This window comes from Mesorhizobium sp. B2-4-14, assembly GCF_006442155.1.
In the GTDB taxonomy this organism is placed as follows: domain Bacteria; phylum Pseudomonadota; class Alphaproteobacteria; order Rhizobiales; family Rhizobiaceae; genus Mesorhizobium.
This window is the reverse complement of record NZ_VFVA01000008.1, coordinates 1-13,722: the sequence shown is the minus strand read 5'-3', so window position 1 is coordinate 13,722 and position 13,722 is coordinate 1. Positions and strand designations below refer to the sequence as shown.

Annotated in this window: 16 protein-coding genes and 1 pseudogene; 10 read left to right on the top strand and 7 right to left on the bottom strand. The window is 64.7% G+C overall.

Translation table 11 applies throughout. The features are described from left to right. Window positions 1–61 precede the first annotated feature (61 nt). The 5 genes and pseudogenes from FJ938_RS09580 (at window position 62) to FJ938_RS09560 (ending at window position 4,201) form a co-directional block, all read left to right on the top strand. On the top strand, window positions 62–1,975 hold the full coding sequence (locus FJ938_RS09580) for a diguanylate cyclase (RefSeq protein ID WP_140693086.1): 1,914 nt from the start codon (window positions 62–64) through the stop codon (window positions 1,973–1,975). A 61-nt stretch (window positions 1,976–2,036) separates the two neighbouring features. Beyond that, a pseudogene (locus tag FJ938_RS29855) lies at window positions 2,037–2,273 on the top strand (metalloregulator ArsR/SmtB family transcription factor); the annotation flags it as partial. Window positions 2,274–2,378: 105 nt separating this feature from the next. Beyond that, window positions 2,379–3,065: an MIP/aquaporin family protein gene (locus tag FJ938_RS09570; protein WP_140693346.1), complete on the top strand. Its 687-nt coding sequence runs from the start codon at window positions 2,379–2,381 to the stop codon at window positions 3,063–3,065. After that, on the top strand, window positions 3,062–3,484 hold the full coding sequence (gene arsC / locus FJ938_RS09565) for an arsenate reductase (glutaredoxin) (protein WP_140693083.1): 423 nt from the start codon (window positions 3,062–3,064) through the stop codon (window positions 3,482–3,484). Before FJ938_RS09570 ends, arsC begins: the two co-directional genes overlap by 4 nt. Before the next feature lie 120 nt (window positions 3,485–3,604). Beyond that, the gene (locus FJ938_RS09560) at window positions 3,605–4,201 is read left to right on the top strand and encodes a class I SAM-dependent methyltransferase (RefSeq protein ID WP_140693080.1); all 597 of its coding nucleotides are present in this window, start codon (window positions 3,605–3,607) and stop codon (window positions 4,199–4,201) included. A 69-nt stretch (window positions 4,202–4,270) separates the two neighbouring features. On the opposite strand, the gene FJ938_RS09555 is transcribed toward FJ938_RS09560, so the two are convergent. Genes FJ938_RS09555 through FJ938_RS29375 form a run of 3 tightly spaced genes read right to left on the bottom strand, consistent with a single transcriptional unit; the run spans window position 4,271 to window position 5,302 of the window. Further along, window positions 4,271–4,597 (bottom strand): hypothetical protein, encoded by a 327-nt coding sequence (locus tag FJ938_RS09555; protein ID WP_140693078.1) that lies wholly within the window; start codon window positions 4,595–4,597, stop codon window positions 4,271–4,273. 40 nt (window positions 4,598–4,637) lie between these two features. Beyond that, window positions 4,638–5,060 (bottom strand): hypothetical protein, encoded by a 423-nt coding sequence (locus FJ938_RS09550; RefSeq protein WP_181169044.1) that lies wholly within the window; start codon window positions 5,058–5,060, stop codon window positions 4,638–4,640. Further along, on the bottom strand, window positions 4,973–5,302 hold the full coding sequence (locus tag FJ938_RS29375; protein ID WP_181169043.1) for a hypothetical protein: 330 nt from the start codon (window positions 5,300–5,302) through the stop codon (window positions 4,973–4,975). Before FJ938_RS29375 ends, FJ938_RS09550 begins: the two co-directional genes overlap by 88 nt. A gap of 6 nt (window positions 5,303–5,308) precedes the next feature. Here FJ938_RS29375 and FJ938_RS29370 point away from each other — a divergent pair, with 6 nt between their 5' ends. Beyond that, window positions 5,309–5,515, top strand: a complete 207-nt coding sequence (locus FJ938_RS29370; protein WP_181169042.1) for a hypothetical protein — start codon at window positions 5,309–5,311, stop codon at window positions 5,513–5,515. 15 nt (window positions 5,516–5,530) lie between these two features. Here the strand turns inward: FJ938_RS29370 and FJ938_RS09540 are convergent, their stop codons facing one another. From FJ938_RS09540 to FJ938_RS09530, 3 genes are all read right to left on the bottom strand, one after another. Then, window positions 5,531–5,914: a YkvA family protein gene (locus FJ938_RS09540; RefSeq protein ID WP_140693343.1), complete on the bottom strand. Its 384-nt coding sequence runs from the start codon at window positions 5,912–5,914 to the stop codon at window positions 5,531–5,533. 155 nt (window positions 5,915–6,069) lie between these two features. After that, entirely contained in the window at window positions 6,070–6,549 is a 480-nt protein-coding gene (locus tag FJ938_RS09535) for a DUF2127 domain-containing protein (protein WP_140693070.1), read from the bottom strand. 48 nt (window positions 6,550–6,597) lie between these two features. Further along, complete coding sequence (locus tag FJ938_RS09530) at window positions 6,598–7,455, bottom strand: helix-turn-helix transcriptional regulator (protein WP_181169041.1); 858 nt, start codon at window positions 7,453–7,455, stop codon at window positions 6,598–6,600. A gap of 97 nt (window positions 7,456–7,552) precedes the next feature. Between FJ938_RS09530 and FJ938_RS09525 the strand changes: the two genes are divergently transcribed. Then, window positions 7,553–8,437 (top strand): SDR family oxidoreductase, encoded by an 885-nt coding sequence (locus FJ938_RS09525; RefSeq protein ID WP_140693068.1) that lies wholly within the window; start codon window positions 7,553–7,555, stop codon window positions 8,435–8,437. A gap of 18 nt (window positions 8,438–8,455) precedes the next feature. On the opposite strand, the gene FJ938_RS09520 is transcribed toward FJ938_RS09525, so the two are convergent. Continuing rightward, window positions 8,456–9,130 (bottom strand): RibD family protein, encoded by a 675-nt coding sequence (locus tag FJ938_RS09520; RefSeq protein ID WP_140693065.1) that lies wholly within the window; start codon window positions 9,128–9,130, stop codon window positions 8,456–8,458. Window positions 9,131–9,548: 418 nt separating this feature from the next. On the opposite strand from FJ938_RS09520, the gene FJ938_RS09515 reads away from it, so the two are divergent. The 3 genes from FJ938_RS09515 (at window position 9,549) to FJ938_RS09505 (ending at window position 13,373) form a co-directional block, all read left to right on the top strand. Continuing rightward, window positions 9,549–10,496 carry a substrate-binding domain-containing protein gene (locus tag FJ938_RS09515; RefSeq protein WP_140693062.1) on the top strand — a complete coding sequence of 316 codons (948 nt, stop codon included), beginning with the start codon at window positions 9,549–9,551 and terminating at the stop codon, window positions 10,494–10,496. 220 nt (window positions 10,497–10,716) lie between these two features. Beyond that, window positions 10,717–12,357 (top strand): sugar ABC transporter ATP-binding protein, encoded by a 1,641-nt coding sequence (locus tag FJ938_RS09510; RefSeq protein WP_140693059.1) that lies wholly within the window; start codon window positions 10,717–10,719, stop codon window positions 12,355–12,357. Next, complete coding sequence (locus FJ938_RS09505) at window positions 12,357–13,373, top strand: ABC transporter permease (RefSeq protein ID WP_140613585.1); 1,017 nt, start codon at window positions 12,357–12,359, stop codon at window positions 13,371–13,373. The genes FJ938_RS09510 and FJ938_RS09505 overlap by 1 nt, the downstream gene beginning before the upstream one ends. The last annotated feature ends 349 nt before the right edge of the window (window positions 13,374–13,722 follow it).

The following is a 13,722-nucleotide window of genomic DNA, read 5'->3' as shown; positions in this document are numbered from 1 at the left end:
GTCATTGAGGGTCTATCGAGGAGGCGATACGGCGAAAGCCCGGTAAGAGGAAAGGCGCGCGATGGGTTCGCCCTGGTCCGAATTGCTGGCCAATCTCGCGGTCGTTGCGATGTTCGTTTCGGTCTGGATCCACACGCATGTGTGGCTGGACCGCAGGCCGGCCATGGCGAAGGCGGTGGCCTTCGGCCTGCTGATGGGCGCCGGTGCCATCATCCTGATGCTGACCCCCATGCAGTTGCAGCCGGGTGTCCTGGTCGACCTCAGGACGACGATGATCGGGCTTGCCGGCTTCTTCGGCGGTCCTGTCGCCGGCATCGTCGCCGGGGTCATGGCCGGAGCGTTCCGGACTTTCGAGGGCGGCATAGGCGCCTTTGCCGGCGCGGTCGGGATCGCGGCCACCATGCTGATTGGCATTGCCGGCAATCTTGCCCTCAGGGGCCGCCCGCCCGGCATGGCCGATATCATGATCCTTGGCGCGGCGGCCGCTGCCGGATCGCTGCTTGGCCTCTCCGTCCTGCCGCGAGCCGTCCTGCAGATCGTTCTGCCGGAGGTGGCGCTGCCTTCCGCCCTGCTCATCTTCGTCTCGGTGGCGATGTCGGGGCTTGCGCTCCACCAGGAGCGGCGTCGTCTCGAAGCGTTGCAGTCCAGGCGCATCTTCAAGGCCGTGGTGGAGACCTTGCCCGACTGCCTCAACGTCAAGGACCTCGACGGGCGGTTCATCATCGCCAATCCGGCAACCGCCGAGCTGATGCATGCGCCTGATGCCAGGGCGCTGATCGGCAAGACGGATTTCGACTTCTATCCGCGCGAAACGGCGCAGGAATTCCGCGAGGACGAGCTTGCCGTGCTGGCGTCCGGCGTCTCCTCCACCATCGAACAGCGCCTGCACCACGCGGACGGGACCGATGGCTGGCTGGCGACCCTGAAGGCGCCGTTTCGCGACAAGACCGGGGCGGTCGTCGGGCTGATCACACACAACCGTGACATCACCATACGCAAGCAGCTGGAGACCGAGCTGGCGGAAAGCCAGGCGAGGCTCGGAGACGCGCTGACGCACATGGCCGATGGCCTGGTGATGTTCGACCCCGACGGCATGCTGGTGCTGTGCAACGCCCGGTACCGCGCCATGTTTCCGAAGACGGCCGACATCAGGGTGCCTGGTGCCGACCATCGCGATATCTTGCGCGCCTCGGCGGCGCGCGGCGAAGGGATCACGCCGCCGGAGGCGGTCGAGGACTGGATCGCCGACGTGATGGCCTCGCAGACGCTTGCCAGCCACCGCCAGGTGCGGCTCGCCGACGGGCGCTGGCTGGACGTGCGGACCCGGCCGACCGGGGACGGCGGAAGCCTCAGCGTGTTTTCCGACATCACCGAGGCCAAGCAAGTCGAGGCTGAATTGCTGACGGCCAACGAGAAGCTGAATCTGCTGGCGCATCGCGACGGGCTGACCGAACTCTTGACGCGGCGGGCCTTCAACGACGCGCTGTCGCGCGAGTTCGCCCGCTGCCGGCGCAACATGAAACCGCTCAGCCTGCTCATCATCGACGTCGACTGGTTCAAGCGGTTCAACGATCATTACGGCCATCCGGCGGGTGACGAATGCCTGCGCGCCGTCAGCCGCTGCATCGAGGCGACGGCCCGCCGGCCGGTCGACGCGGCAGCCCGCTATGGCGGCGAGGAGTTCGCGCTCATCCTGCCTGAAACCGACGCGAGAGGCGCCTTCGTCATTGCCGAAAGCCTCAGGAGCAAGGTGCGCGACCTCGCGCTCGCCCATCCTGGCAGCGAAAAGGGCATCGTCACCGTCAGCATCGGCGTCGGTACCTTCGAGGGCGGCGCGGCGATCGAGATCGCCGATCTCATCAGGCGCGCCGACGAGGCGCTGTACGGCGCCAAGGCCGCGGGACGGGACCGCGTGCATGGCTGGCGCCCGCATCTCAGCGAGCCACGCTCGACCGGTTCCGCGCGCAAGCCGTGAGGCTGTCACAGGCTTGTCATGGTCGGCTGCGATTAATCCATAAATCTGGATAAATGGATTGATGGACAAGACAGCGGCATTGCTGGCGCTCGCCGCGCTCGGCCAGGAAACTAGGCTGGAGGTGTTCCGGCTGTTGGTTCGCGCCGGGCCCGAGGGGACGCCGGCAGGCGAGATCGCCACGCGGCTGGGCGCGGTGCAGAACACCATGTCGGCGCATTTGAAGACCCTCGGTCAAGCCGGGCTGGTGCATGCCGAACGCGAGGGGCGCAGCATTCGCTACACCGCCGACATGACCGGGTTTCGCGACCTCCTGGCCTATCTGATGGAGGATTGCTGCAACGGCCAGCCGGAGCTTTGCCAGCCGATCATCCAGGCCGTGACCTGCAATGTTGAGGTGGGAGCCATGACCGACCTTCGACGCCGTCTCGCGGCCGAGGCGCTGGGCACCGCCATGCTGGTTGCCACGGTGGTCGGCTCGGGCATCATGGCCAGTCGGCTGACCGGTGACGCCGCGCTTTCGCTGCTTGCCAACACGATGCCAACCGGCGCCATGCTGGTGGTGCTTATCGCAACGCTTGGACCGGTCTCCGGCGCCCATTTCAACCCGGCGGTCACACTGGTTTTTGCGCTGCGGCGCGAAATCGACTGGTTCGCGGCGCTGGCTTACGTCGCCATGCAGGTCCTCGGCGGCCTCGTCGGCACGCTGGTGGCGCATGCCATGTTCGAACTGCCATTGCTGGAGATTTCGGCAACGGTGCGAAGCGGGCATGGGCAGTGGCTGGCCGAACTGGTCGCGACCTTTGGCCTGGTCTTCACCGTCCTTGCCGGCCTGCGCTTCCGGGACGATGCCATCCCCTGGCTGGTCGGGCTCTACATCACCGCCGCCTACTGGTTCACGGCCTCGACCTCGTTCGCCAATCCGGCGGTGGCCATCGCCCGCGCCTTCTCGAATACGTTTGCCGGAATCCGGCCATCCGATGTCCCGGCCTTCATAGCCGCGGAATTGGCAGGTGCGCTGCTTGCGCTGTCGCTGGCAGGCTGGCTGCTGGCGGACCCCAGAACCCTTACCCGGATGAAAGCCGCGCCATGACCATCACCATCTATCACAACCCCGACTGCGGCACGTCGCGCAACACGCTGGCGATCATCCGCCAGTCCGGCGAGGAGCCGCAGGTGATCGAGTATCTGAAGACGCCGCCGTCGCGCGGCAGGCTTATCGAATTGCTCGAGGCGATGGCGATGACGCCGCGCGAGTTGTTGCGCGAGAAGGGCACGCCTTATGCCGAACTCGGCCTCGGCGATCCCAAGTGGAGCGACGACGAGATCCTCGATTTCATGCTGGCGCACCCGATCCTGATCAACCGGCCGATCGTGGTCAGCCCGCTCGGTGTCATCCTGGCCCGGCCGTCCGAGGCGGTGCTCGATTTCCTGCCCAACCCCGACATCGGCCCGTTCACCAAGGAGGACGGCGAGATCGTCGTCGGCCCCGGCGGCAAGCGGGTTGTCTGAGTCCCTGTTTCGGTCGGTCTCGGAACTTGCGCCAGTCGACGCCATCGGCGATGGCGTCATTGCCTTTGGCGGCTTGCGGGTCGACACTGCTCCGCAGCACAATTCAAAAGCTTCCGCCCGATGACTGGAACGTTTCCCTCCACCTCCATGCCTGACCGAGATTGGTGGGAGGTGCTTTGGCCAGAGCCGTCGGGTCTTTTGCTGTCGTTAGGTATCGAGCCCGGCATGACGGCACTGGATCTGTGCTGCGGCGATGGCTATTTCACCGCTGCGCTTGCGAAAATCGTCGGTGGCCGCGTCTATGGGCTCGACCTCGACCCGGACATGATCGTGGCGGCCAGGGCCGAAGTGAAGCGGCGCGGCGTTTCGGTCCTGGAATGGATTGTTGCGGATGCCGGCGAAGTTGCGGAACTTGTGCCTGAAAAAATCGATTTTGTGCTGATGGCCAACACCTTCCACGGCGTGCCCGACAAGCCAGCCCTTATCAAAGTCGTGGCCCGTGTGCTCAAGCCGCGCGGTCTGTTTGCGCTCGTCAATTGGCATCAGCGGCCGCGAGAGCAGACGACCGTGCTTGGCAAGCCGCGCGGCCCCGGGACAGAGATGCGCATGTCACCCGAAGCTGTGGTGGCGGTTTTGGAGGCCAATGGTTTCCAGCTTTTGCGAATGGTTGATCTACCGCCGTATCACTACGGGGCAGTGTTCGAACACAGGGAATGATACGAAATCTCCCCGCCCAGTGCGAGGCGGGCGCCTGTTGCAGGACACCGGATTGTGGGCTCGATCACCCTATAGTATGCCCACCCACCAAAGAAACACGGCGAAGGTCGCGGCGAATACAGCGAGGGTATAAATGGCAAGGAGCAGCAGGACGGGGAAAAAATCGCTGTCGAAGACTGCCACGATCGGATGATTTTTTTTGCGATCCCCTTGAGAGTCCCCGATGTCGTTGCGCGTTAAGTCATTTTCGACCGCCGAGGCTCCGGTATTTTGATTTGAAACTTTTTCTGCCGTGCTCAAAATTCTTTTGGCGATGTCTTCGCTCTTCGCGGGACCTTCGGATAGGCGATCCCGCCTGGCCGCTTTGGTGAACAATTGAACGCCACGCATGCTCATGGCTACTAAGCTTCTTGCCTGACTTATGTTCCTTCAAATGTCAGCTTCGCATGCATTTCGTGCGGTGGCGCTTGATCCGTCGGTGATCCTGGCTGATGCCGCATTCGGGCATTGGCATCCATGGATGCGGATTGGGTTGGCGGTGCTCGATTCCTTCCAGTCCGGCCATCGGCCCGTTCACCAAAGGGGATGGTGACGCCGGCAAGCGGCTCGTCTGAGCTTTATTTCGGCCTCGGAACTTGCGCGAGTCGATGCCCTTGGTGCCCGGACCGTAGGGGCTCGGATAGATTTCGCCAATGGTCATCAGTTCGATCTCGCCATCGAGCGTCGAGCCGATGATCTTGACGTCGGGATCGTCGCAGCAGAACTCCCAGATCACCTGCCGGCATTCGGCGCATGGCACGCCTGAATAGGGGCCGTGGCAGACAATGGCCTCGATCTGCCGCTCGCCCGCCGCCGCCATCTGCTCACCGCGTTGCGCTCGGCATGCACCGATTGCTGCAAGGTGACGATTTCGACATTGCAGGCGGAAAACAGCCGACCCGACGCGGTGCGCACGGCCGAGCCGACCTTGTGATTGGAGTAAGGCGTGTAGGCCTTGTCGCGCGCCTCGGCGGCAGCGGTGACGAGGGCCTGGTCGGCGCTTGAAAGTCTGTCGAAGCTGGTCTTCTGGAGGCGCTCGCCCGCATCCGCGCCGCCGGCCATGAAGAGATGGCTGACGGGCTGCAGCCGGGCGTCATCGATCTTGCCTTTCCGGTCATCGGGCCGTTCGGCCACTCGGTCGCGGCACTCACCGTACCCTATGTGGCGACCACCTACAGCGTGCTCGACCTTGCCACCGTACGCCGCCACGCCGCGCAGGCGGCGGGGAGATCGGGCTGGTCCTGGCGCCGGAGCCATCGCAATGACCGGAGGTAACGGGTCAGTTTGAATCTAAGCCGGGTGAGTCGGCCAGAATAGCCAGAGCAACGCCGCTGCCGCGACTATCCAGACCGCGATCATGAATATCAGGCCGGCCTTGCTTACCGGCTTGGCGCGTCGGGTCGCTTCATCCCGGAATTCCCGCATCAGATCAACCGGCACCAGCTTGACCGCCAGCATGATCCCCAGCGGCACAATGATGAGGTCGTCCAGATAGCCGATGATCGGAATGAAGTCGGGGATCAGGTCAATGGGGCTCAGCGCGTAGGCGGCGACCGCACCGGCAACCGCCTTGGCATGCCAGGGTACGCGCGGGTCGCGGGCGGCAAGCCAGAGGGCGACGACATCACGCCTGATGGCCCGCGCCCATTGTCTTGCCGCATTCAAAATCCTCAAACCAAAGCTCGCTTCTGGCAAGGGCCGCGCGCGGCCGGCGGTTGTAGTGGCTATCGTAGGGTAATACGCAGGGAAGCACGAATTTTGCGCAAGATGTATTGCCCCACTGTCGATGCGGACGGCCGATCGTGGTCGGGATGATTCGGCGGGCGCCTCTAGCGGCCTGCCACCTCGTGCCGCCGAACGAGGCGGTACTCATGCCAGATCAGCCAGATGACGATGAGATCGAACAGGGTGAGCACGATCAGCCCCGCCGAATGGGTATAGCTGAAGCGGTAGAGTTGGTAGACGATGAACAGCAGCAAGGCGACCAGCGAGGCCGGATAGGCCCATAGCTTGCCTCTCAGCAGGCCCACTACCAGGGCAATCTTGATAAGGCCGTGGCTGAGCAGGTAGAACGCGTAGAAATGCTGCGTGCCGACGGAGAAATGGCTCGCGGCGTGCATCAGATGGCTGGCGATGAAATCGTTCGGGTCCTCGGTCAGCTCTTCCTGTGTCAGCCTGTTCACCAGCGACACGATCGTGCTGGTGCTGACAAAAGCGAGCAGCAGGCCGCCGACGCATTCGACCAGCGCATGTGCGCCCTTCAGCAGCAGGCTGACCTCGAAAATCTGGTGGACACGCTGCTCGTTCATGCGGTCTCCTGTCCCCTGGCGTGGCTTCGACGATAGATCGGCCGGGTATCATCGCGATGTCTGGCTGTCCTGCGGCTTTTGCGCCTTGGGACGCCGGGCGAGGTCGCGGATACGGTCGGCGATCGCACCGTCCAGCGGGTTGTAGACGATCATGCTCAGATCCGGCCGGCCGTCGACCGCGAAGGCCGAGTATTCCAGCTCGATGTCGCCGAGTTCCGGATGTTTCAGGCGCTTTGTCCCGTCGCCGTGGCTGAGCACGTCGTTTTCCTGCCACAGGGCGGCGAATTCCGGGCTGACGCTGCAGAGTTCGTCGACCAGCTGGGTGACCTCGGACACTGCGCCGGCGCGCGCCGCATCGGCCCGGAACGCGCCCACCACGAAACGGGCGAGGTTTTCCCAATCGTGTTGCTTGGCGCGGATAGTGGGACTGCGGAACATGAAGCGCAGGATGTTGCGCTGGCCGGCGGGCAGGGCGCCGTAGTCGGTCAGCACCACTTCGGCGGCGCGGTTCCAGGCAACGACATCCCAGGTGGCCGTCTTGATCAGAGCTGGGCTGGCATCGAGCGTGTCGAGCAGGCGCTGGAGGCGAGGGCTGACGCCGTCGGCCCCGATGTAGCGGACCTCCGGCGGGCGCCCCAGCCCGAGCATGAAAAGGTGTTCGCGTTCCGCCTCGGTCAGAAGCAGTCCCTTGGCGATCCGGTTCAGCACATCGGCCGAGGGTGCGCCGCCACGGCCCTGCTCCAGCCATGTGTACCAGGTCGGGCTTATGTTGGCGCGCTGCGCGACCTCTTCGCGGCGCAGCCCCGGCGTGCGCCTGCGCCCGGAAAAGCCGAACGACGCCGGATCGAGCCGGCTGCGCCGGTCCTTCAGGAAGGCCGCGAGCGTGCCGGCGGGATGAATGGGCATGGCCGATCCTATTAGCAATTATACCACGATAAGGTCACTACTTTAATGGAATAATAGATCGGGGATACTGCGCCTGCAACTGTGCAGGAGATTTTGCATGCGTATCCTTCTCACCGGCGCGACCGGCTTCATCGGTTCGGCGCTTGTTCCCGAACTCATCAAGGCGGGCCATCAGGTGATTGGCGTGACCCGCTCCGACGCCGGCGCGGGGGCGCTCGTCGCGGCAGGCGCGGAGGTCCATCGCGGAACCCTCGAGGATCCCGAGGGCTTGCGCGACGGCGCGGCGAAGGTGGAAGCCGTCATCCACACCGCGTTCGACCATGATTTTTCGCGGTTTGTCGAGAATTGCGAAAAGGACAGGCGCGTCATCGCGGCTCTCGGCTCGGCACTCGCCGGCTCCGACCGGCCGCTGGTGATCACATCCGGCGTCGGTATGGGCAGTCCCGGACATGGCGAACTGGCGGTCGAGGACGTCTTCAATCCCAGCCACGGCAATCCGCGCATCGCCTCGGAACTCGCGGGCAACGACTTGCTGGAGGCCGGCATCAACGTGTCCGTGGTGCGCCTGCCGCAGGTCCACGATACGGTCAAGCAAGGGCTGATCACGCCGCTGATCGAGATCGCACGCCAGAAAGGCGTCTCGGCCTATGTCGGCGAAGGCCGCAACCGCTTTTCGGCGGGCCATGTTCTCGACGCGGCGCGCCTTTTCCGGCTCGCCGTGGAAAAGCGGCAGGCCGGCGCGCGCTATCACGCCGTCGGCGAGGAAGGCGTCGAGGTGCGCGCCATCGCCGAGGCGATCGGGCGGGGCCTCAACGTGCCGGTCGTTTCGATAGCGCTTGAACAGGCGGCGGAGCATTTCGGCTGGATGGCGATGTTTGCCCCCATGGACCTGCCGGCCTCCAGCGCGCTGACCCAGGCACGGCTCGGCTGGCATCCGACCGGGCCGACGCTGATCGCCGATCTCGATGCGATGCGATACTGATGCTCTTATAAATCCGCTTCAGCCGGAGGTGACGGCGTAGCGCAAATGGACGAGACCGTGCGCGAGGGCTTTGCAGTCGGTGAGGGACAACTGGACCTTTCCGGCGAGGCCGCTCCCGCCGAACTCGACAAAACCCTGGTTTGCCGCCCGCGCATCGAGCGCGGGGGCAACGAGAAGGCTGAGTTCATCGACGAGGCCCGCCGCGAAGAAGGAGCCGTTGATGCCGGCGCCGCCTTCGAGCAACAGCCGGCGGATGCCGAATTCACGCCCGAGCACGTCGGTCATGGCGGCGAGATCGATGTCCGTCGTCTCCGAGACGATATAGGACACCCCGTCGCCGGCAAGCTCGGCCAGATGGCTGTCGGCGACGCCGTGGCCAAGCAGCACCACGACATGGTCGCCGCCGATGTCTGACTTGGAAAAATGGAGCTTGCCAGAGGCATCGAGCGCCACGGCGAAGCGGCCCACGTCGCGTCGGGCGAAATGATGCGGCCGCTTGACCTTGCCGGCTTGCGCCGGCGGGTGCGCGTCGGCCCTGCTCATCTCGGCCATGGTGACACGGCCGACGATCCAGGCGTCGCCTTCGAGATCGCCGTGGACCTGTTCATAGACGCCTGACCATTCGGCCCGGGTTCCGTCCGGGCTTGTGGTGTAGCGGCTCGGATGGAGACTGCCATCAAGCGATGCGAGCATATGGCAGATGATGCGGTTTCATGCAGTTCTCCAACGTGCAATTTCGAAGTCGCGGGTTCGAAAGCCCGAGCGGATTCCAAGGTAGCGCACGATCGAAAGAATGGAAGTGAAGCGCTCCGGCCGCGGCGCCGCCGATCTCGACCGTTCGGCGAAAGGGCGGGGTGCCAAAATTCAAAATTCCGACAATTCCGATAATTCACTGTCCGGCCCTGTTATATCGATGTTGCACAGATGGTTGACCCTGGGTTAGCATCCTGTTGCTGACGCCGATCGGAGGAATTTTAAGCGGCCGTCAGCTGGAGCGGCATGCGCCATCGGGCGCAAGGAGGATGCTCCAACACTTTGAACCGACGCATGATCCTTCCTGAAACCGGTCCCGGTTTCCGGGGCCATGCGTTCTTGTGGAGGAGGATCACCCATGAACAGACGTGAATTCCTGATGACGTCCGTGGCCGCGGGCGCCTTGGTGCTGGCCGCACGTTCGGCGTTCGCCGAGGACAAGCTGACCATACTGGGCTCGGTGCCCAATCTCGGCTTTCCGTTCTTCGTGCACATGCTGAACGAGATCAAGGCCGAGGCGCAGGCGCAAGGTGTCAACCTGACCGAGAGCGACGGCCAGAATTCGGCCACCAAGCAGACCGCCGACATCGAAGCGGCCCTGGTGCAGAAGGTCAATGCCATCGTCATTTCGCCGCTCGACGTCAACGCTCTGGCGCCGGCCATCGAGGAAGCGGTCAAGGCCGGCGTTCCCGTGGTGACGATCGACCGCCGCGTCGATGGCGTCCAGGGCATCCTTGCCCATGTCGGCGCCGACAACGTCAAGGGCGGCGAGGCGGAAGCGCAGGCCGTGGTGGCGGCATTCCCCAATGGCGCGAAGCTGTTCCACCTGCAGGGCCAGCCGGGCGCGGGCCCGGCGATCGACCGCAACAAGGGCGTGCACAATGTGCTCGATCCCGTGAAGGACAAGTACCAGATCATCTTCGAGCAGACCGCCAACTTCGCCCGCGCCGAGGCGCTGTCGGTGACGGAAGCCGGCCTTGCCGCCAACGGCAAGCCGGACGCCATCATCTGCGCCAATGACGACATGGCGCTGGGCGCGCTCGAAGCGTGTGCCGCGCGCAACTTCAACGACGTCAAGATCTACGGCTTCGACGCGCTGCCGGAAGCGTTGGTCGCCGTGCGCGACGGCAAGCTTGCCGGCACGGTCGAACAATTCCCCGGCCAGCAGTCGCGCACCGCCGTGCAGATCGCTGTCGCCTACGCCAAGAGCAAGACCGAGCCGAAGGAGAAGCTGGTGCTGCTGACGCCGATCGTCATCGGCAAGGACAATCTCGACAAGGCCGAGAGGCTGAACGAGACGAAGTAGGGGCGCCATAATGGGCAGGCTGGCGAGGTGATGTCCTGCGAGCAGGACCAATCGCCGACATTGGCGCTGCCCCTCATCCGCCTGCCGGCACCTTCTCCCCGTATAGTGACGGGGAGAAGGGAGAAGCTCCAACGCTGGCGCCCCCCTCTCCCCGTCACTATACGGGGAGAGGGTGAGGGTGAGGGGCAGCGCAGACATCTCAAGTCTCAGGGAGCACTCCTTGCAGCCAGCTGAAGCCGCACCCGTCCTGCTTGCCGTCGAGGGCGTCACCAAGCATTTCGCCGGCGTCACCGCGCTGAGCGACGTCTCGCTCGAGGTCAGGCCCGGCGAAATCCTCGGCCTGCTCGGCGAAAACGGCGCCGGCAAATCGACGCTTCTCAAAATCCTGTCGGGCGTCATGCCGCCGTCGAGCGGGCGCATCATTTTCGACGGCGCCGACTACCAGCCGGCGCGTCCGCAGGATGCCAAGCAGCACGGCATCGTCACCATCTACCAGGAACTCAGCCTGATCCCGACGCTGACGGTGGCGGAGAATATTTTCATCGGCCGTGCGCCGACCGGTCCGCTCGGGCTGGTGAGCTGGCGCAAGATGGAGCAGGACTCCCGCGCCATTATCGCCCGTGTCGGCCTCACCATCGACCCGATGACGCCGGTGTCGGCGCTGTCGGTGGCCGAGCAGCAATTGGTCGAGATCGCCCGCGCGCTGTCGCTGAAAAGCCGGCTGATCATCATGGACGAGCCGACCTCGGCGCTGACCGAGACCGAGGTGCAGCGGCTGCTGTCGATCATGGACCGGCTGCGCCGGGACAAGGTCGCCATCATGTTCGTCACTCACCGGCTCGAGGAGGCATCGGCCATCTGCGATCGCATGACGGTGCTGCGCGACGGCAGGCTGGCCGGACATCTCGACCGCGAGCGGGGGCCGATCCAGTTGCCACGGATCATCGAAAAGATGGTCGGGCGTGCCGCGTCCGAACTTTACGCGCGCCCGGTGCAGCGCGCGGTGGCCGGCGATGTCGTGCTTTCCGTACGGGGCTTGCGCACCGTGCGCGACCCCGAGGCGCCACATGCCATCGTGCTCGACGGCGTCGACATCGACCTCAAGGCCGGCGAGATCCTTGGCGTCGCCGGCCTCGTCGGCTCGGGCCGCACGGAACTGGCGCGCGTCATCTTCGGCGCCGACCGCATCGCGGCGGGCACGATCACGCTCGACGGCAAGCAAATCGCGCCGGCTTCACCCGCCGACGCCATCGCGCTCGGCATCGGCCTTGTGCCGGAGGACCGCAAGCACCAGGCGATCTTTGCCGCGCTCGGCATATTGCCGAATTTCTCCGTCGCTTCGCTCGGGCGGTTCAGCAACGGTTTCGGTTTCATGGCCGAGCGGCGCGAGCGCGACGCGCTGTCGGGTTTCCGCAAAATGCTGTCGATCCGCATGGCGTCGGCCGAACAGGCGATCGAGGGCCTGTCGGGCGGCAACCAGCAGAAGGTGATCCTGGCGCGCTGGCTGGCGCGCGATCCAAAAGTGCTGATCGTCGACGAGCCGACGCGCGGCGTCGATGTTGGCGCCAAGGCGGAAGTCCACCAGATCCTGGTGCAGCTCGCGGCGCGCGGCATCGCGGTGATGATGATCTCATCCGAACTGCCGGAAGTGCTGGCGGTGTCGGACCGCATCGTCACCATGCGCCGGGGCCGCATCACCGGCGAGATGCCGGGCGTCGAGGCAAATGAGGAAAAACTGATGGAACTGATGGCGCTCGACAAGCAGGATGCGAGGGGGCAGGACGCGCTCGGGCCGGAAGCACTCGGGCAGCAAGCACTCGGGCAGCAAGCACTCGGGCAGGATGGGGAGGGGCTGACATGATGAGCATCGCCGAGGAACAGAGCCAGCGCGGCGGCGCCACACTCGCAAGGCTTTTGATGAGCTTCGGGCCGCTGCTGTTCCTGGCAGCCCTCGTCGTCGTCTTCACCGTGCTGAAGCCGAGCTTCATCGACCCCATCAACCTGTTCAACATCACCAGGCAGATCTCGATCACCGGGCTGATCGCGCTCGGCATGACCTTCGTCATCCTCACCGCCGGCATCGACCTTTCGGTCGGCTCGCTGCTTGCCTTCTGCGGCATGGTGGCCGCCGTCGTCGCCAAGGGCGGCGCGGCCAACACGCTGTCGCTGTCGACGTCGGGAACGCAAGGCTATGGCTGGTTCGCCGCACTTCTCGCCGCCGTTCTGGTGGGAGCGGCCGCCGGCGGCGTGCAGGGCCTTGCCATCACAAGGCTGAAAGTGCCGCCCTTTGTCGTGACATTGGGCGGGCTGACGGTGTTTCGCGGGCTGACGCTGACCATCTCCAATGGCGGCCCGATCTCGGGTTTCGATGCCTCGATGCGCTGGTTCGGCACGGGGCTGATCGGCCCGGTGCCGGTGCCGGCGATCATCTTCGCCATTGCCGCCATATTGTGCCACATCGTGCTGCGCTACACGCGCTATGGCCGCGCCGTCTATGCCGTTGGCGGCAATGCGGAGGCGGCGCGGCTGTCCGGCCTGCGCGTCGACCGTATCCTGGTCTCGGTCTATGTCATCGTCGGCTTCTTCGCCGGGCTCGCCGCTTTCGTGCTGTCGGCCAGGCTGAATTCTTCCGAAGCGGTGGCTGGCATCGGCTACGAACTGACGGTGATCTCGGCCGTCGTCATCGGCGGCACCTCGCTGTTCGGCGGCATCGGCTCGGTCGGCGGCACGGTGGTTGGGGCGGCCCTTATCGGCGTGCTGCAGAACGGGCTGCAGTTCAACAACGTCTCGTCCTACACGCAAAGCATCGTCATCGGCCTGATCCTGATCCTGGCGGTGGCCTTTGATCGCTGGCTGAAGTCGCGGGTGCGGAGGTGAGTGCCTTTTCCTTCCCCCCTTGTGGGGGAAGGTGGATCGGCGCGAAGCGCCGAGACGGGGTATTGGACGGAATGAGGCGGTGAAGATTTACGTCAATACACCCCGCCACAGAACAAGCGTAGCGCCAAGCTGGAGCACCCCTCATCCGTCTCGGCGCTGACGCGCCGATCCACCTTCTCCCGCAGGGGGCTAGCGTGCGCACACATCTGCTTCGGAGGGGTGTCAAGGGACGTATTGGCCGGGCGGCAGATGGGGCTTGAAGGGTTGGAATCGTGTGTGATTCTGTAGCTGCCATTGTTGATTCGGGAGATTTCGACGATGGCCCCGCTGCTTGGATACTTCGGCGACC